The following is a 17,423-nucleotide window of genomic DNA, read 5'->3' on the forward strand; positions in this document are numbered from 1 at the left end:
GGAGTGGTCGTGGACATGCGTCAGGGCTCCTTTCAGGCCTCAGGCCGCTACGAGGTAGGAGAAGACGGATTCCAGCGACTCGTCGGAGGGCGAGACCGTCAGGAGGCGGATGCCGTGGTCGCGGGCGACCCGCGGCAGGAGTTCGGTGAAGCGGCCGAAGTCGACCGCCTGGATGCGCAGCGCGCCTTCGGCGAGGTCCACCTCGATACCGGCCGTCGAGGGGTCGGCGATCAGCGCCCCGGCCAGCGCCCGGTCGTTGTCGGACCGGACGAGATAGCGGTGCGGGCGGTCCGTCATCAGCCGGCGGATCTTGCGGAAGTCACCGGACGCGGCATGCCGTCCCGCCACCACCACCTCGATGTGCGCGGCGAGTTGCTCGACCTCTTCGAGGATGTGCGAGGAGAACAGGACCGTACGGCCCTCGGCGCCCATCCGCCGCAGCAGCTCCATCAGCTGCATCCGCTGGCGCGGGTCCATCCCGTTGAACGGCTCGTCCAGCAGCAGCACCGACGGGTCGTGGACCAGCGCGGAAGCCATCTTCACGCGCTGCCGCATGCCCTTGCTGTACGTCGAGATCTTGCGGTCCTGGGCGTACTCCATCTCGACGGTGGCCAGCGCCCTCGCCGCCTCCGCCCGGCCGAGGCCGTGCAACTCGGCGTTGGCGAGCACGAATTCGCGCCCCGTGAGGAAGTCGTACATCGCCTCGCGCTCCGGGACGATGCCGATGTGGCGGTAGATGCCGGCGTTGCGCCAGATCGTCGTCCCGTCGAGGGTGACGGAGCCGTTGGAGGGCGCGAGGAAGCCGCCCATCATGTTGATGAGCGTGGACTTGCCGGCGCCGTTGGGGCCCAGCAGGCCGGTCACACCGGGGCCGATGGTCATCGTGATGTCGTTGACGGCAACGACATTGCCGAACCAGCGTGAGACATGGTCGATGTGGAGAGTCGTCATGGGCGCGGCCCAGTCCTTCGGAGGGTGGTGGCGGGCGACGGGGAGAAGGCGCATGGGCGCAGCCCATCCCTGGGAAGGGCGGTGGCGGGCGACGGGCAGGCCGTCACGGGCGACGGGTGGGCGGTCACAGGCCGGCCTTTCGGTAGCGGCGCATCAGGAGGCCGTAGCAGCCGACGATGACGGCCAGCGTCACGAGGAGGTAGACGAATCCGGCGCCGGTGGTCGGAGCCAGGCCGTTGGGGAAGGAGCTGCTGCCGCCGAGGAACGTCGACTGCACCCCGTCGATCAGCGTGATGGGGGAGAACAGCCCCAGCCAGCCGACGGCGGACTCATTGCCCTGGATGAAGGCGATGCCCTGGACCGCGCTCACCGCGCCGTACGGAATGGTGAGGACGGCGATCACGGCGGCGACACCGAAGCCGCGGCGCGGGGTGACCGCGGAGACGACCAGCCCTACCCCGGCGAACAGCAGCGAGAGCAGCACCACGGCGACCACTCCCTGCCCCAGGCCCTTGGTCTGGTCGAGGAAGTCCAGCTTCGCCAGCAGCGCCCCGATGTAGAGGATCAGCAGCGGTACGCCGGTGAGGATGAACAGGGCAGCCGCCATGGCCGCGAACTTCGAGGCCACGTAGTCGACCCGCTCGATGGGCCGGGAGAAATACAGCGGTACGGACTTGAACCGCAGATCGCGGGAGACCGACTGCGGGGCCTGGGCGGCCAGAAACAGGCCGATGACGACCTGGAGGTAGACGGCGTAGCGGGAGTAGCCGACCGGGAGGGCGCCGGCCTTGGTGACCACCGTCACCGCGACCATGATCGCGGCGGGCAGGCACATCACTGCGAAGAGCAGCATCGGCAGCACCTTGCTCTTGGCCGAACGGCCCAGACCGAAGGCGCCGCGCAGGCTCTGCGAGAAGAGCGACCGGCGGGCGTAGGCGCGGCCCAGGCGGGGGCCGTCGTAGTGGCGGTAGCCGATGTTGTGGATATAGGCGCCGCCCGGCGCGGCGTCGGGGGACGTCGGATGCGCGGACGTCATGGGCTCAGGCGACATCGTGGGCGCCTCCGTCCTGGGTGGCATACGGGGCGCTCGGGGCGCCTGCGGTGGCGGGGGCGGCCTGCGCCGCATCCGCGTCGCGGAAGACCTCGGCGATCTGATGGCGGCGCTGTTCCATCCGGACCAGGCCGAGCCCGAGTCCGGCGACGGTGTCCCGCACCAGGTCGTACGTCTCCTCGCCGGCCGCCTCGACATACAGCAGGTGACCGGAGGCGGCGAGGCCCTCGGAACCGGCCGCGCGGGTGGTCACCGCGGCCCCGGCCGCGGCCAGCGCCGCACGCAGTGCCTCGGTGCCGTCCGGATGGGCGTCGGTGTCCGTGACCTCGACCGCCAGCGAGGCCGTGACCTGCGTGAACTCATCGGTCGAGGAGGACCGCAGCAGTTTGCCGCCGTCGATGACGACGACATGGTCACAGGTGCGCTCCAGCTCACCGAGGAGGTGGGAGGTCACCAGGACGGAGATCCCGAAATCGGTGTGGACCCGCCGGATCAGGCCGAGCATCTCGTCCCGCCCGGCCGGGTCGAGGCCGTTGGTGGGCTCGTCGAGGAACACCAGCTGCGGATCGTGGACCAGCGCCTGGGCCAGCTTCACCCGCTGCTTCATACCCGTCGAGTAGCCGCCGATGGGGCGGTAGCGCTCCTCGTAGAGGCCGACATGGCGCAGGGTGTCCGCGGTGCGCTCACGGGCGGCGGTCGGCGGCAGCCCGGACATCCGGGCCATGTGCACCACGAATTCGGTGGCGGAGACGTCCGGCGGCAGGCAGTCGTGCTCGGGCATGTAGCCGACCCGCTCACGGATGGTGCCGCCGTCCTTGGTCACGTCCAGGCCGAGGACATGCGCGGTCCCTTCGGTCGCCGGGGCCAGCCCGAGAAGGATCTTGATCAGGGTGGACTTTCCGGCACCATTGGCACCCACCAGGCCCGTTACGCCGGGGGCGATGTCAACGGAGAGCCGGTCCAAGGCGGTCACCCGCGGGAACCGCTTGCTCAGGCTTTCGGTCACGATCACAGTCACGTCATCGACGGTAGTGGTGCCCGCCACACCGGTCGTCAACCCAAACGATGGGATGTCCCTCCCCCTCCGGTATTACGTGCCCGTAGGGGTCTCCTGCTGTGAGCTGCCCCGGCGTAAGGGGTGCCGGTGCGATGCCAGTGCATGGATGCGGATCTCTCGTGCAGAATTACGGACCTCTTGACGCAGCCGCCGGTCATTGTCACATTCATCAGTGTCAAGTTACGGGCACGTACTGCAATGAACTGCTCACGGACGGACGGTTGGCGATGGCTTCAGTCACCTCAGCGACCTCACCAGGAGCCGGAGAACTCACCGCCGGGCTAAGGGGGTTCAGAGAGGTCCAACGCCTCGCCTACGCCTGCGCGGAAGCGGTGGCCGCCCAGCTCAAGCCCGGGGTGACCGAACGCGCTGCGGCTCGGATGCAGCGCGAGTGGCTGCGCGAGCGCGGGGTGCGGGACTGGTTCCACCTGCCGTTCGCCTGGTTCGGCGACCGCACCGCCTTCGCCAATTTCCGCGTGCCGCTGCAGTTCTTCCCCACCCATCGTGAGCTGGAGCCGGGGATGGCCTTCATCCTCGACATGGCCCCCATCCACAACGGCTACACCGCCGACATCGGCTACTCCGGCTGCCTGGGTCTCAACCCCGTGCACGACCGGCTGCTCGCCGACCTCGAAGCGCACCGGGAGCTGATCCTGCGCGAAGTACGCGAACGGCGCCCGCTGCGAGAGATCTACGAGGACGTCGACCGGCTGATGGTGCGGCAGGGCTATGCCAACCGCCACCGCGCCTACCCCTTCGGCGTCATCGCGCACAAGGTCGACCGGGTCCGGCAGCGCCGCTGGTCCCCCACTCTCTTCGGGTTCGGCACCCGGTCCCTCAGAGGTCTGGCCTCGGACGCACTGCACGGGCACCGTGACGGCTGGTCCCCGCTGTGGAGCCCGTACAGCTTCTCCGACCACCCGCCGCAGCCAGGACTGTGGGCGGTCGAACCCCACCTCGGATTCCGGGGAACGGGCGCGAAGTTCGAGGAGATCCTGGTCGTCACGGACTCCAAGGACCCACAGGAAAGCGCCTTTTGGCTGGACGACGATCTGCCGCATGTGCGGCGCTGGCAGGAGGAGAAGGCCGCATGAACACGGGACGTGGACCGGGAAGCGGACGGGGAACGGGGAGCGGACGCGGAAGGGGACGGGGAAGGGGAAGTGGCAGCGGATGGGGCTCGGGGCGGGGGCAGCGGCCCGGGCCCGGGGCTGGGGCCGGGGCCGGAGCCGATTCGGGCGTCGGGGGCGGAGGCGGGGCTGAGGCCGGGGCCGGGGCCGTGTCCGGCGTCGGGGCGGGGCTCGCCGGGGCGCGGGAGCGCTGGGTGCGGACCGGTGGCATCGAGCTGTGCGTCGCCGAGCTGGGCGACCCGGCGCAGCCCACGGTGCTGCTGGTGCACGGCTATCCGGACAGCAAGGAGGTCTGGTCCGAGGTCGCCCGCGGTCTGGCCGGCCGGTTCCATGTGGTGCTCTACGACGTCCGGGGCTGCGGCCGGTCCACCGCCCCACAGCCACTGCGGGGCGGCTTCACCCTGGAGAAGCTGACGGACGACTTCCTGGCCGTCGCCGACGCCGTCAGCCCCGACCGCCCGGTCCATCTTGTCGGCCATGACTGGGGCTCCGTACAGGGCTGGGAGTTCGCCACGGTGCGGCGCACGGAGGGCCGGCTCGCCTCCTTCACCTCCATGTCGGGCCCGTCCCTGGACCACTTCGGCCACTGGATCAAGAAGCGGACGGTGCGCCCCACCCCCCGGCGCGCCGCCCAGCTCCTCAACCAGAGCGCCAAGTCCTGGTACGTCTACATGCTGCACACCCCCGTGCTGCCCGAGCTGGCGTGGAAGGGACCGCTCGGCAAGCGCTGGCCGAAGATCCTGCAGCGGGTGGAGAAGGTGCCGGGCGGTGACTACCCGACCGCTTCGCTGCCGACCGACGCGGCCCATGGCGCCTGGCTCTACCGCGACAATGTGCTCCCCCGGCTCCGCCGCCCGCGCGCCGACGCCTATGCGCACTGCCCGGTCCAGCTCATCACCCCCACCGGCGACGCCTTTCTCTCGCCGCGGCTGTACGACGACCTGGAGCAGTGGGCGCCCCAGCTGGTACGCCGCACCCTCCCGGCCAAGCACTGGGTGCCACGCACCCGCCCCGACCAGCTCGTCTCCTGGATCGGCGAGTTCATCACCGCCAAGGAGGAGGGGGATCCGGCGCGACAGGTCGTGGCGTCCGGCACCTACGCCGACCGGTTCGGCGGGCAGCTGGTGCTGGTGACCGGCGCGGCCGGCGGCATCGGCCGGGCAACCGCGTTCGCCTTCGCGGAGGCCGGCGCCCGGATCATCGCCGTCGACCGGGACGCCGAGGGCGCGGCACGGACCGCCGATATGTCCCGGCTGATCGGTGCGCCACAGGCCTGGGCGGAGGTCGTCGATGTCTCGGACGAGACGGCGATGGAGAAGCTCGCCGACAAGGTCCATACGGAGTACGGCACCGTCGACGTGCTGGTGAACAACGCCGGGATCGGCCTGTCCGGCTCCTTTCTCCAGACCGGCACCGAGGACTGGAAGAAGGTCCTGGACGTCAATCTGTGGGGCGTCATCCACGGCTGCCGGATCTTCGGCAAGCGGATGGCGGAGCGCGGACAGGGCGGCCATATCGTCAACACCGCCTCGGCGGCGGCCTTCCTGCCGTCGAAGACACTGCCCGCGTACAGCACCTCCAAGGCGGCCGTCCTGATGCTCAGCGAGTGTCTGCGCGCCGAGCTGGCGGGGCAGGGCATCGGCGTCTCCGCCATCTGCCCCGGGATCATCAACACCGGCATCACCTCCACCGCACGCTTCGCCGGCGTCTCGGCCGACGAGGAGAAGCGTCGCCAGACCAAGGCCGCGCGGATGTACGGGCTGCGCAACTACCCGCCGGAGAAGGTCGCCGACGCCATCCTGCGGGCCGTGGTCCGCAACCAGGCGGTGGTACCGGTCACCCCCGAAGCACACGGCGCCCATCTCCTCTCCCGCTTCGCCCCCCGCGTCCTACGCGCCCTCGCCCGCTTCGAACCGCGCCTGTAGGGGGAGCGCGGGGCGCGGGCCGATGCGCCGACTCGCGCAGGAGCCCGTCCGGGCGGTCTGGACGGTTCCCCCTTGGCCTTCGCCGCCCCGAGCATCCGCCGCCTCATGGGGTGCCTCGGGGTGGACGAAGGGGCGCGGGGTACGGCGGGGTTGGGACCTCCCGGGATGGGCGAAGGGGCCCGGGGTACAGCGGGGTTGGGACCTCCGGGGTGCGGCCGCGCGGGGAGTGGGTTTCCGGGCCAGGGCTCCCGGGGCTCGGGCTCGGGCTCGGGCCAGGGCCCGGCCACACCCCGGGCCGGGCCGCCCAGGGGCCCGGCCACCACCCGAGCCCGGACCGTCCCGGACTCGACCACCCCAAAGGCTCAACCACCCCGAGTTGGCCGCCCCCGACCTAGGAACACCCGGGAGTCGACCACCCCAAAGGCTCAGCTACCCCAGGGTGGCCGCCCCCGGCCTAGGAGCACCCGGGAGTCGGCTACCACCGGGGGCCTGGCCTCCACCTGAGCCCGGAGCGCTCGGGGGGGGCAGCTGGGTGCGGCGGACCCTCGCTACCGAGGGCGGTCGTACCATCCCTCGCAGGAAGGGTCGTTGCGCACGGCCGTCGCCTGCCCGGCATCCTCCCCGGCCGCACGGGCCGCGGCGGGTGCGGCGGGCCACGCGGCGGTCTCATAGCGCGGCCATCTCGTAAGGAGCACCACAGTGACCGAGCAGCCGCCGAGGGCCGAGTACCGCACGGCCGAGTACCGCATCGAGGACCTGGCTCACCTCAGCGGCGCCACGGTCCGCACGATCCGCGCCTATCAGGACCGTGGACTCCTTCCCCGCCCGGAACGCCGCGGCCGGGCCAATGTCTACGGCGCCGCCCATCTGGCCCGGCTGCGCCAGATCGCCGACCTGCTCGACCGCGGCTACACCCTCGCCAGCATCAAGGAACTCCTCGAGGCCTGGGACGCGGGCCGTGACCTCGGCGGGGTCCTGGGCCTGGTCGCCGAGATCGACGGGCCGTGGACCGACGAGGAGGCGTCCCGCATCAGCCGCACGGACCTCGACGCCGCCTTCGGCGGCAGCCCCGATGAGACAGCGCTCGCCGAGGCCGTCGAACTGGGCGTCCTGGAACGCATCCCGGACCGGGACGACGAGTACCTCGTCCCCAGCCCGCAGGAACTCGCCGTCGCCGCCGAACTGCACTCCGCCGGGGTCCCGCTGACGGCGATCTCCGGTCATCTGCGGGAGGTGCGCGGCCAGGTCGAGCACATCGCCGCCCGCTTCCTGGACTTCACCACCGAACATGTCTTCCAGCAGTTCCTGGACCACCCGCCCACCGAGGCCGAGACCGCGGAGGCCGCCACCCTCGTACGCCGGCTGCGCCCCCTGGCCCAGCAGACCATCGACGCCGAACTCGCCCGCGCCATGCGCACCCTGGCCACCCAGTATCTGCGCCATCACCTCAGCGAGGCCCTGCCGGCAGAGGCGCGGAGGCCCAGCGGAAGGGCGGCGGACACCGAGGCCAGCACCGGGGCAGACGCCGGGGCCACGGCAGAGGACAGTGTTGAGGCCTGCGCAAAGGGCGGTATTGAGGGGGGCGTTGGAGCCGGTGTCGCGCCCTCGGTGGACGGCGCCGGGCGCGGGCCCGGGGCCGGCAGCGTCCCCGCGCCGCGGGCAGCCCCCGGACTGCCGCCCGTCCCGCCGTCCGCCCCTGGACCCGTCGCGGACTCCCATACCGCGGCCGCCCCGCCGTCCGCCCCCGGGCCAGTCGCGGCCCCCCGTACCGCGGCCGCCCCGCCGTCCGCCCCGGCGGCCGTCCCGGAGACCGTGCTGCTCCCCGCCGAGGCCGTGCAGGCCGTGCGGGCTCTGGTCGGCGCGGAGAACACGGCCGCCTTCATCGCCGCCGCCGCACACCGGGAGGTGCAGGCGCGCACGATGGACGCCCTGGTGGCGACCAGCAGCGGCGGAGGCATCGGCATCGACACTGCGTCGGCAGATAACGCGGGCGCCCCCGAGGACACACCCGACACCGCCATCGCCCCCGACGCCCCCGACACCTCCGAAGCCCCCGGCGACCACCCCGAGTCCACGGACCGCGCCGCAGACCAGGCCGCCAGACCGCCCACAGGCCAAGCCGATGGCCAGACCGACAGCTGGACCAACGACCGGGCCGACAACCGAGCCACCGACGACCAGGCCGCCGACCGGGCCGCCGACCAGGCCGACCACCGGACCACCGACAGCAGCCCCCAGGCCCGCGAAGACCACCACTGACCCGGCCCGCAGCGCACAAGCCCCGCCCCGGCCCCGTACCGCCCCGTCAGAGCCCGCCCCGCCTCATGCGCAATACCCGGTGCGCAGTAGGCAGTACGCAGTGGGCAGTACGCAGTCTTCAGTTACCAAGGATCAGGCGGTGCGCGGCCCCTCTGCCGCGCCCTTCCACCGGATCAACGGGCCGGATCCGGCAGCCAGTTGCCGTGGAATCCGTACGGCACACGCTGCGGGAGATGGACCGTGGCGACCGGGTCGGCGGATATGTCCTCCGAGTCGAGTACGACGAGATCGCTGGTGTCGGTGGAGGCGTCGTAGACATAGGTGAGCAGCCAGCCGGGACCTCCCGGACGGTCGTCCGCCGGGGCGAAGACCGCCTCGCCCGGGGTGCGCCCGGGACCGAAGTCGTGCCGGACGGCCTCGCCGGTCTGCAGGTCGTAACGGATCAGGGCGCCGGGTATCGGGCCGGTGCCCGGAAGCTCGCCGATGGTGGCATGGCCGAAGCGGGCGTGCTGCCCGGCAAGGCGGTCATCCACCCTGGGGAACTCGCAGAACTGGTCGTCGAGTTGCTCCTCGGCGACCGTGCACGTCGCCAGATCGATCGTCCAGCGCCAGAGGTGGGCCGGGGCCTGGCCGCCGTAATCGGCGTAGCGGGCGACATGGAGAACGATCCGCTGGTCGCCCTCGTCGTGGGCGTTCAGGGCGTGGAAGACATAGCAGGGGTCGATGGGCAGCCAGCGGACCTCGCCATAGGGATCATCGCGGCGCAGCACGCCGAGCCGGGCGCCGTACTCCGGATTCCAGTGGTACGGCATACCCGGGCGGCTGCGGTCGAAGACGACCGGGAGGTCCATGAAGATGACATGGCCAGCGGTCAGATGGAAGTCATGCATCATCGTGTGCCCCGGAACATCGATGGGGCGGCTGATCACCAACTCCCCCGCGGCGTCGGCACGGTGGTAGGTCAGATAGGGCGGAGTGGGACCTCCGTATCCGAAGAAATGCAGCTCGCCGGTGGTGGGACAGGTCTTGGGGTGGGCGGTCATGGCGGTGGTGAGCCGGCCGCCGAAGTCATGGGCGCCGACCGTCTCCAGCTCATGGCCGGGGCGGCAGTCGATCTCATAGGGGAACGACGACTCGACCAGGGCGAGGGTGCGCCCGGCGTGCCGGACGATATGGGTGTTGGCCACGCCTGCCGTCAGATTGCGGCGGCCCTGCGCGTCCACCGGACGCGCGCCCTCGGTGAAGGTGGTGGTGCGGACCCAGCGGTTGCGGTAGGAGACGGCCCGGCCGCCCTCCAGACGCATGCCGTGGACCATACCGTCGCCGAAGAACCAGTGCGGAGTGGCGGCGTCCCGCGGGTTGGGGCCGTTGCGCAGGAACCAGCCGCTGAGTTCGGGCGGGATGGCGCCCGTCACCGGCAGGTCGTAGGCGGTCAGCTCGTCCGCCACCGGGGCGAAGTTGCCGGCCATGTGCGGTGCGGGGGCGTGGGATGCGGATGCGGTGGTCGGAGAGGTGGGGGTCATGAGGTCAGGCCTCCTTGGATGTCGGCCCGCGCGCCGGAAGTCCCCATGAAGCGGGCACGGGCCCGCTCCGGATAGGCGGCGGTGAAGCGGGCGGGAAGGACGAATCCGGCGAGCTGAATGAGGATCGAGAAGGCCACGTTCCACCCGTAGGCGGAGGCGGCTGCCTGGGCGAGCGCGGTTAGCGTGAAGGACAGCGCCCACGCGGCCGTCAGCACGACATTGATGCGCTGGAACAGCGGGGTGTGCCAGACCTCCGGCGGTGCCATCCGTCGGGCGATCCCGCTCGTGAAGGGCCGTCGCACGGCGATCGACACCCAGGCGATGAGCGCCAGCCACCCCATCGACAAGGCGCTGCCGTACATCTTGAGACCGCTCTCGGGGCGGGCGAAGGCCAGCGCGGTGAGGACCGCGAAGAACACGATCGTGCCGTACTCCAGCAGGCGCAGGTCGAGCGCGAGCCCCGCGGCGCGGTCGGCGATGAGCAGCGCGACGGCCGCCGCCAGACCGGCGAGCGCACCCCACTGCCAGCCGGCCGGGGACACCCCCGCAAAGACCAGCCACGGGATGAAGCCCCGTAGATAGTTCATGATTCCCCCTTTTCGCTCGCGGTCGCACGCCTCACCGCCTGGGTGAGGCGCGTACGCCCGCGGCGACATTCCAACCTCGACATGTCGAACATAGAAGCTGCACCTTTGACATGTCAACAGTGGAAGGTAAAGTGCGGGTCATGAGCCTGCGACATGCCGTACTGGGCCTGCTGGCCGAATCCCCCGCGAGCGGCTACGACCTGATGAAGCTGTTCAATGCCTCGCTCGCCAGCGTCTGGCCGGCCACGCAGAGCCAGGTCTACGGCGAGCTCGGCAAACTCACGACCGCCGGCCTGGTCGAGGTCGCCGCGCACGGCCCGCGCGGCCGCAAGGAATACGCGATCACCGAGGACGGCCTGACGGAGCTGCGCCACTGGCTGACCGATATCGAGCCCAGCGGCCCCCAGCGCCATGACGGCCTCCTGCGCGTCTTCTTCCTCGGCATCGTCACGCCACTTGAGGCACAGACCTATCTCCTGCATCAGGCCGAGCGCGCCGCGCGTGCCCGCGCCGAGCTGGAGCACCTCGACGAGACCGCCGAGTGGGACGAGGAAATGATTTCGGTCTATGGGCGGATCGCGCTGGAGTACGGCCTGCGTATCTCGGCGATGCAGGAGGAATGGGCCCGTTGGGCAGCCGACGAGGTGACCAGCGCCAAGGCGCGGAAGGCGAGCGAGCTCGCGCGGGGGCAGCACAAGGGGCAGGGGCCGCACGCGGAAGGCAGCGCGGGCGAAGGGGAGTGACAGGCCCGGGGGCTGTGGGGTCCCGCAGTACCCCCGGCCGGGAATTCAGATGCCGCCGCACGCCCTGCGCGGCACTCTGGAGACATGAACGACCAGCGTTCCGTGCGCCTCTCGAAGTATCTGGCGAAGCATCTGCGCCATGAACCGGAGCGGATCGGGATCACCCTCGACGCCCAGGGCTGGGTGCCCGTGGCCGAGCTCATGGCAGCGGCCGCGCGGCACGGGTTCCCTTTCACCCGGGCCGAGTTGGCGACAGTGGTCGCCGGCAACGACAAGCAGCGTTACGCCATCGACGGCGACCGGATCCGCGCCAACCAGGGCCATTCGGTACCGGTCGACCTCGATCTGCCGCCGGCCGTGCCCCCCGCCCATCTCTTCCACGGCACGGTGGCCCGCAGTGTGGCCGCCATCAGGGACGAGGGGCTGCGGCCGATGTCGCGGCACGCCGTCCATCTCTCCCCCGACCGCGAGACCGCGACCCGGGTGGGCGCACGACGCGGCAAGCCCGTGGTCCTGACGGTCGACGCGGGCGCCATGCACCGCGCCGGCCATGTCTTCCGGGTCAGCGCCAACGGGGTCTGGCTCACCAACCGCGTACCGGCCCAGTTCCTGCGTTTCCCGGGCTGAAACCACCACGCCCGTAGGGCAGGGCCCGGCTCAGAGCCCCGGAGCACCCCATACCGGGAACCACCGCGCCAGGTCCTTCTCGATCGTCAGATCGTCCCCGAGCATCGCCCGCACCTGGAGTTCCAGCGGGTTGTCGCGCTTCTCGCCACCGTCGCGCTGCGGCGCGAAGGGGTAGAACGTGCCCCTCTTGTAGAGGTAGACCAGCGCCAGCGACCGCTGCCGGTCATCGCGGAAGCCGACCAGCGAACACAGCAGCTGCGGACCGAAGCCCGCCTCCTCCAGGGACGTGTTGACCGCATGCAGGTCGTTGACCAGGCCCGCCACGTCCTCCGGCGGATGCCGCACGAGCAGCCAGGTATAGCCGTAGGTGTCCTGGGTGAACTCCACGGAGCCGTCCAGCAGGGACCGTGCCTCCTCCTGGATACGTGCGAACGCCCCGCCCTCGACGCTCGCGAAGCACACCGACCCCAGGCCGGTGGGTTCGAATCCGGCCGCGGCCTGCAGGGTCACCGCGGCGGACGGCAGCGCGAAGAGCTGGTCGAGGTCGGGGCGGACCGGCTTGCTGCGGCCGAGGATGGCGTCCAGAAATCCCATGTGCTGCTTGCTCCTTGATCGTCACGGCCGGTCGGTCAACGGCCGCACCCCGCGCGCACCGTGCCTCACGCCCGCCCCAGCTCGGCCGCGATCCGGCCCAGCTGGTCCAGCCGCTGTTCCAGCGTCGGGTGCGAGGACAGCAGCCTGCTGAAGCTCTCCTTGTTGAACGCGGGGGCGAAGTAGAAGGCGTTGAACGGCTGGGCCTTGCGCAGGTCTTCGGTCGGGATCCTCGCGATCTGACCGGTGACCTTGGTCAGCGCGGCGGCCAGTGCCGACGGCCGGCCGGTCAGCAGAGCGGCGGCCCGGTCGGCGGACAGCTCGCGGTAACGGGACAGCAGCCGGGTCAGGAGGAAGCTGATCGCGTAGACGACCACGCTCACCGCGGTCACGATGAGCACGGCGATGGCCGTGTTCTGGTCCCGGTTGTTGCGGCCGATACCGCTCCACAGGGCGGCCCGGGTGATGATCCCGGCCAGTACGCCGAGGAACGAGGCGATGGTCATCACGGCGACATCGCGGTGTGCGACATGCGAGAGCTCGTGGGCCAGCACCCCCTCCAGCTCCGCCGGCTCCAGCCGCCGGAGCAGCCCCGTGGTGGCGCACACCAGCGAGTTCTTCTGACCGCGGCCGGTGGCGAACGCGTTCGGCACATCCGACTCGGCGATCGCGACCCGCGGCTTGGGCATATCGGCCAGCGCGCACAGCCGGTCGACGGCACCGTGCAGTTCGGGCGCCTGCTCCGGGGTGACCTCGCGCGCGCCCATGCTGAACGCCGCGATCCGGTCGCTGAACCAGAACTGCGCGACGAACAGGGCACCGGCGATCAGCAGTACCACCACCCAGGCGCCCTTGAGCAGCACCACCAGCACGCCGACGACCACGACGTACAGCAGTCCGATGAAGAACATCGTCATGACCATGCGTGAGGTCAGCCCGCGGTCCGGGGCGAATCGGGTCTGTGCCATGGCTCCTCCACACACGCCGCACTCCGCGCAGTGCGCCGGCCCGCCCGCGCGCCGTCTTCGCACCGCGCGCCGCGTGCCGCGCACTGCGCCGCTGTCCCGATTCTCCCTCTTCAGGGCTATATGCGGGGTAAAGCCCAGGCCAGGAGACGGCCCGGCGCGTCGGGCGCACGGGGAGGAGCACCGGCAGGGGAGCCCCGGCCCCCTGTGGAGCGCGGGGCCGGGGCCCGTCTACCGGGCGGCCAGCTGCGCCGCCCCCTCCGTGGCGATCCGCTCGAAGACCGCGACATCGGCCTCGAAGAGGGAATCGGCGATCGGCCAGTGGAGGACCAGTTCGTCGATGCCCAGCTCGGCGTGGCGGTCGGCGAAGTCGACAAAGGCGTCCACCGAGTCCAGCGGACGGTCCGGGGTGAAGCCGGTCAGCATGATCTTCTGCAGGTCGGCGACGTCGCGGCCCTGGTCGGCGCAGGCCTTCCCCAGACGTTCGAGCTGCCCGCGGATCGCCTCACGCGACTCGGCCGGGGTGCCGCCCCCGTTCGACACCTTGGGATCGCCGGTCGTCACCCAGGCCTGCCCGTAACGGGCGGCCAGCTTCAGCCCGCGCGGGCCGGTGGCCGCCACCGCGAACGGCAGCCGCGGCCGCTGCACACATCCGGGAATGTTGCGCACCTCGTGCGCGGAGTAGTGCGCGCCCTCGTGGGAGACGACGTCCTGGCTCAGCAGCCGGTCCAGCAGCGCGACGAACTCGTCGAAGTGGTCGGCCCGTTCCCGCGGCGCCCAGGGCTCCTGGCCGAGCGCGGTGGCGTCGAAGCCATTGCCGCCGGCGCCGACGCCCAGCGTGATCCGGCCGTCGCTGATGTCGTCGAGCGAGATCAGTTCCTTGGCGAGGGTGACCGGGTGCCGGAAGTTCGGCGAGGTCACGAGGGTGCCCAGCCGCATCCGGGAGGTCACGGACGCGGCCGCGGTCAGCGTCGGCAGGGCGCCGAACCAGGTCTGGTCACGGAAGCTCCGCCACGAGAGGTGGTCATAGGTGTACGCGGCGTGGAAGCCCAGCTCCTCGGCGCGCTGCCACACCTCCCGCCCGCCTTCGGACCAGCGGCGGACGGGGAGTATCAGGGTGCTCAGTCGCATACTCCGAGCGTACGGCCGTCCGAGGGCCGGACGATTCTCCTCAGCGCTCCGGACGGCTGCGCCCGCCTGCCCGTAGGCCTTCGACCCGGCGGCGCGCGGGCTCATGCGCGCAACCCACCGCACGCCTGTGCACAGCGGTACGGGAAGATGGCCCCGTGACTGATGCCTCCGCCCCACCGTCCCGGGCGCCCGAAACGGCCGTTGCGCCCCGGCTGATCGCCACCGATCTCGACGGCACGCTGCTGCACGACGACAAGACGGTCTCCGACCGCACGATCGCCGCGCTCGCCGCCGCGGAGCGGGCCGGCCTCGAGGTGTTCTTCGTCACCGGACGCCCGGCCCGCTGGATGGGCGTGGTCAGCGACCATGTGCACGGTCACGGCCTGGCGATCTGCGCCAATGGCGCGGCCGTCGTCGATCTGCACCGCGGCGGCCGGATCGTCGAGGTCAGCCCCCTGGAGCGGACCACCGCGCGTCAGATCGTGGACGCGCTGCGCAGCGCCGCGCCCGGTACCTCGTTCGCGGTCGAGCGCACCGGCGGCATCCACTACGAACCGCAGTACCCGCCCCTTCTCCTCGACCCGGCCGCGGTCGTCGCACCGGCGGAGAAGCTGCTCGCCGACGACTTCGTCCCGCCGCTGGGCCCGGAGGAGACCGAGGCGGACGGCCCGGCCGGCGGCACCGACCGCCCCGCCTTCCCCGACCAGCCCGTGATCAAGCTGCTCGCACACCACCCCGAGCTGGACCCCGACGCCTTCCTCACCCTGGCGCGTACGGCCGCCGGCGGTCTGGCGACCTTCACCCGGTCCAGCCCCACCGCCCTCCTGGAGATCAGCGGGCCCGGCGTGAGCAAGGCCGGCACCCTCGCCCGCTGCTGTGCGGAGCGCGGGATCGCGCCGGACGAGGTCGTCGCCTTCGGGGACATGCCGAACGACATAGCGATGCTGTCCTGGGCCGGCACCTCGTACGCCATGGCCAACGCGCATCCGGATGTGCTGGCCGCCACGACGCGCCGTACCGCGTCCAACAACGACGACGGTGTCGCCGCCGTCATCGAGCGGATCCTGCAGGACGGCCACCTCTAGGGCGCCTCCGCCTCGTCCTGCCCGGCCCGCGAGGCCGTCGGCCGTGGTCTCCCATAGCGCCTCACAGCGGCGCCTCCCACTGCACCATCGTGCCCGTGCCGCCCTCGCCGAGCCCCGGGCCGTACGTGCTGGAGCCGCCCAGCGCCTCCGCCCGGTTGGCGAGGTTCCTGAGCCCGCTGCGGCGGCCGCCGTCCGGGATGCCGATGCCGTCGTCGGCGACGGTGAGACGGACGCCGTCGGTGCCGTCCGGCAGCCGGACCGTGGCGTCGACGACGACCTCGATCCGGGAGGCCTGGGCGTGCCGGAAGGCGTTCGAGAGCGCCTCACGCAGCGCGGCGATCAGGTTCTTTCCGGTCAGCTCGCCGACCCGGGAGTCGACCGGGCCGACGAAACTGGCCGACGGCTGGAAGCCGAGCGGTACGGCGGCGGTGCCGATCTCGCGCAGGACCCGGGTCCGCAGCCCGGACGGCGCCTCGGCCGGGCCCTGTTGGAGGGCGAAGATCGCGGTCCGGATCTCCTGGATGGTCACGTCCAGCTCGTCGACGGCCTTGCCGACGCCATGGGCCACCTCCGGCACGACGGTCCTGCGCTGTGCGCTCTCCAGCATCATGCCCGTCGCGAACAGCCGTTGGATGACGAGATCGTGCAGGTCACGGGCGATCCGGTCGCGGTCCTCATAGACGGCGAGCCGCTCGCGGTCGCGCTGGGCGTCGGCCAGCACCAGCGCCAGCGCGGCCTGCGCCGCGAACTGGGTGGCCAGCGTCCGCTCGGCACCGGTGAACGGGCGGGCGCCCCGGGCCCGCGGTGTCGCGAGGGTGCCCAGCACCCGGCCGCCACTCTTGAGCGGCAGCATCATGCTGGGGCCGAAGCGCTGCGCGATATCGGTGACCATGCGCGGATCGGTGGCCGAGTCGTCCACGAACACCGGCTCCCCGGCCAGGAGTTGTTCGACCACCGGGCTGTCGGTCGGAATCTGCGTCCCCATGATCCCGGCGGGCTCGTCCGCCGACACCGCGACGATCTCCAGACCGCCCTCCTCATCGGGCAGCAGCACGATGCCGGCCGCCGAGTCCGCCAGCTTCCGGGCCTGCTCGGCGACCACCGCGAGCGCATCGTCGACATCGCTGCCGGCGAGGAGTTCGGTGGTCACGGCGACGGATCCGTCGATCCACCGCTCCCGCTGCCGGGTCGCCGCATGCAGCCGGGCGTTGCCGATAGCGATACCGGCCTCGGTGGCCAGCACCCGCACCATGTGCAGGTCCTCCTCGCTGAACACCCCGCCGTCGCGCTTCTCCGTCAGATAGAGATTGCCGAAGATGTCGCCCTGGACGCGGATCGGCACCCCGAGGAACGTCCGCATCGGCGGGTGCCCCGGCGGGAAACCGGCCGAGCGGGCGTCCTTCGTGAGGTCGTCGAGGCGCAGCGGCTTGGGATCGTGGATGAGCGCACCGAGCAGTCCCTTGTGGCCGTCGGGCAGTGCGCCGATCCGCTCGTGCTGTTGCGCGGTCACGCCGTACGTCACGAAGTCCGACAGCCCCTCGCGCGCCTCGTCGATGATCCCGATCGCCGCATAGCGGGCGTCGGCGAGCTCGGCGGCGGTCTCCACGATCCGGTCGAGGGTGACATGCAGATCGAGCCCCGCACCGACCGTGCGCATCGCTTCCAGCAGCTGCGGCACCCGGGCGGTCAGCTCGGACGACAGACCCCGCAGACTGCGGGTCGCCTCGGTGGCGGCGTCCATGGGGTCGGGGACCGCGCCCTGGCCACCGCTCCCGAGGTCCCTGGGGTCTGAGGGGGG

Annotated in this window: 14 protein-coding genes and 2 pseudogenes; 7 read left to right on the plus strand and 9 right to left on the minus strand. The window is 71.5% G+C overall.

Annotated features, from left to right (window positions below):
• Positions 1–39 precede the first annotated feature (39 nt).
• The 3 genes from STRNI_RS21010 to STRNI_RS21020 form a co-directional block, all read right to left on the minus strand.
• Positions 40–951 carry an ABC transporter ATP-binding protein gene (locus STRNI_RS21010; protein WP_093641508.1) on the minus strand — a complete coding sequence of 304 codons (912 nt, stop codon included), beginning with the start codon at positions 949–951 and terminating at the stop codon, positions 40–42.
• A 124-nt stretch (positions 952–1,075) separates the two neighbouring features.
• The gene (locus STRNI_RS21015) at positions 1,076–1,987 is read right to left on the minus strand and encodes an ABC transporter permease subunit (RefSeq protein WP_148591975.1); all 912 of its coding nucleotides are present in this window, start codon (positions 1,985–1,987) and stop codon (positions 1,076–1,078) included.
• Positions 1,988–1,991: 4 nt separating this feature from the next.
• On the minus strand, positions 1,992–3,047 hold the full coding sequence (locus STRNI_RS21020) for an ABC transporter ATP-binding protein (RefSeq protein WP_127152096.1): 1,056 nt from the start codon (positions 3,045–3,047) through the stop codon (positions 1,992–1,994).
• 239 nt (positions 3,048–3,286) lie between these two features.
• Here STRNI_RS21020 and STRNI_RS21025 point away from each other — a divergent pair, with 239 nt between their 5' ends.
• The 4 genes and pseudogenes from STRNI_RS21025 to STRNI_RS21040 form a co-directional block, all read left to right on the plus strand.
• Positions 3,287–4,153: a M24 family metallopeptidase gene (locus tag STRNI_RS21025; RefSeq protein ID WP_274737121.1), complete on the plus strand. Its 867-nt coding sequence runs from the start codon at positions 3,287–3,289 to the stop codon at positions 4,151–4,153.
• A 185-nt stretch (positions 4,154–4,338) separates the two neighbouring features.
• Entirely contained in the window at positions 4,339–6,114 is a 1,776-nt protein-coding gene (locus tag STRNI_RS21030) for an SDR family oxidoreductase (protein ID WP_277411800.1), read from the plus strand.
• Positions 6,115–6,639: 525 nt separating this feature from the next.
• Positions 6,640–6,786: pseudogene (locus STRNI_RS21035) on the plus strand (metal-dependent hydrolase); the annotation flags it as partial.
• 27 nt (positions 6,787–6,813) lie between these two features.
• Positions 6,814–7,564: pseudogene (locus STRNI_RS21040) on the plus strand (MerR family transcriptional regulator); the annotation flags it as partial.
• A 982-nt stretch (positions 7,565–8,546) separates the two neighbouring features.
• On the opposite strand, the gene STRNI_RS21050 reads toward STRNI_RS21040, so the two are convergent.
• Together STRNI_RS21050 and STRNI_RS21055 are read right to left on the minus strand one after the other, a co-directional pair.
• Positions 8,547–9,896 carry a carotenoid oxygenase family protein gene (locus STRNI_RS21050; protein WP_277411801.1) on the minus strand — a complete coding sequence of 450 codons (1,350 nt, stop codon included), beginning with the start codon at positions 9,894–9,896 and terminating at the stop codon, positions 8,547–8,549.
• Positions 9,893–10,483 (minus strand): hypothetical protein, encoded by a 591-nt coding sequence (locus tag STRNI_RS21055; protein WP_159487319.1) that lies wholly within the window; start codon positions 10,481–10,483, stop codon positions 9,893–9,895. The genes STRNI_RS21050 and STRNI_RS21055 overlap by 4 nt, the downstream gene beginning before the upstream one ends.
• Before the next feature lie 140 nt (positions 10,484–10,623).
• Here STRNI_RS21055 and STRNI_RS21060 point away from each other — a divergent pair, with 140 nt between their 5' ends.
• Both STRNI_RS21060 and STRNI_RS21065 read left to right on the plus strand, forming a co-directional pair.
• Positions 10,624–11,226, plus strand: a complete 603-nt coding sequence (locus STRNI_RS21060) for a PadR family transcriptional regulator (RefSeq protein ID WP_051104233.1) — start codon at positions 10,624–10,626, stop codon at positions 11,224–11,226.
• An 84-nt stretch (positions 11,227–11,310) separates the two neighbouring features.
• Complete coding sequence (locus STRNI_RS21065; RefSeq protein ID WP_277411802.1) at positions 11,311–11,853, plus strand: RNA 2'-phosphotransferase; 543 nt, start codon at positions 11,311–11,313, stop codon at positions 11,851–11,853.
• Between the two features lie 30 nt (positions 11,854–11,883).
• On the opposite strand, the gene pspAB is transcribed toward STRNI_RS21065, so the two are convergent.
• The 3 genes from pspAB to STRNI_RS21080 all read right to left on the minus strand — a co-directional run bounded on the left by pspAB (position 11,884) and on the right by STRNI_RS21080 (position 14,540).
• Positions 11,884–12,447 (minus strand): PspA-associated protein PspAB, encoded by a 564-nt coding sequence (pspAB, locus tag STRNI_RS21070; RefSeq protein WP_018092169.1) that lies wholly within the window; start codon positions 12,445–12,447, stop codon positions 11,884–11,886.
• A 65-nt stretch (positions 12,448–12,512) separates the two neighbouring features.
• Complete coding sequence (htpX, locus tag STRNI_RS21075; RefSeq protein WP_018092168.1) at positions 12,513–13,412, minus strand: zinc metalloprotease HtpX; 900 nt, start codon at positions 13,410–13,412, stop codon at positions 12,513–12,515.
• Between the two features lie 228 nt (positions 13,413–13,640).
• Positions 13,641–14,540 (minus strand): LLM class flavin-dependent oxidoreductase, encoded by a 900-nt coding sequence (locus tag STRNI_RS21080; RefSeq protein ID WP_277411803.1) that lies wholly within the window; start codon positions 14,538–14,540, stop codon positions 13,641–13,643.
• A gap of 155 nt (positions 14,541–14,695) precedes the next feature.
• On the opposite strand from STRNI_RS21080, the gene STRNI_RS21085 reads away from it, so the two are divergent.
• Positions 14,696–15,625 (plus strand): HAD hydrolase family protein, encoded by a 930-nt coding sequence (locus STRNI_RS21085; RefSeq protein WP_018092166.1) that lies wholly within the window; start codon positions 14,696–14,698, stop codon positions 15,623–15,625.
• 61 nt (positions 15,626–15,686) lie between these two features.
• On the opposite strand, the gene STRNI_RS21090 is transcribed toward STRNI_RS21085, so the two are convergent.
• Complete coding sequence (locus STRNI_RS21090) at positions 15,687–17,366, minus strand: GAF domain-containing sensor histidine kinase (RefSeq protein WP_018092165.1); 1,680 nt, start codon at positions 17,364–17,366, stop codon at positions 15,687–15,689.
• Between the last annotated feature and the right edge of the window lie 57 nt (positions 17,367–17,423).

Origin of the sequence: Streptomyces nigrescens (genome assembly GCF_027626975.1) — a bacterium.
In the GTDB taxonomy this organism is placed as follows: Bacteria; Actinomycetota; Actinomycetes; order Streptomycetales; family Streptomycetaceae; genus Streptomyces; species Streptomyces nigrescens.

Excerpts from the sequence above, each read along its gene's own strand:
- STRNI_RS21010 (WP_093641508.1), bottom strand. The coding sequence starts at position 951 with ATGACGACTCTCCACATCGACCATGTCTCACGCTGGTTCGGCAATGTC.
- STRNI_RS21015 (WP_148591975.1), bottom strand. The coding sequence starts at position 1,987 with ATGACGTCCGCGCATCCGACGTCCCCCGACGCCGCGCCGGGCGGCGCC.
- STRNI_RS21025 (WP_274737121.1), top strand. The coding sequence starts at position 3,287 with ATGGCTTCAGTCACCTCAGCGACCTCACCAGGAGCCGGAGAACTCACC.
- STRNI_RS21050 (WP_277411801.1), bottom strand. The coding sequence starts at position 9,896 with ATGACCCCCACCTCTCCGACCACCGCATCCGCATCCCACGCCCCCGCA.
- STRNI_RS21055 (WP_159487319.1), bottom strand. The coding sequence starts at position 10,483 with ATGAACTATCTACGGGGCTTCATCCCGTGGCTGGTCTTTGCGGGGGTG.
- STRNI_RS21060 (WP_051104233.1), top strand. The coding sequence starts at position 10,624 with ATGAGCCTGCGACATGCCGTACTGGGCCTGCTGGCCGAATCCCCCGCG.
- STRNI_RS21065 (WP_277411802.1), top strand. The coding sequence starts at position 11,311 with ATGAACGACCAGCGTTCCGTGCGCCTCTCGAAGTATCTGGCGAAGCAT.
- pspAB (WP_018092169.1), bottom strand. The coding sequence starts at position 12,447 with ATGGGATTTCTGGACGCCATCCTCGGCCGCAGCAAGCCGGTCCGCCCC.
- htpX (WP_018092168.1), bottom strand. The coding sequence starts at position 13,412 with ATGGCACAGACCCGATTCGCCCCGGACCGCGGGCTGACCTCACGCATG.
- STRNI_RS21080 (WP_277411803.1), bottom strand. The coding sequence starts at position 14,540 with ATGCGACTGAGCACCCTGATACTCCCCGTCCGCCGCTGGTCCGAAGGC.
- STRNI_RS21090 (WP_018092165.1), bottom strand. The coding sequence starts at position 17,366 with ATGGACGCCGCCACCGAGGCGACCCGCAGTCTGCGGGGTCTGTCGTCC.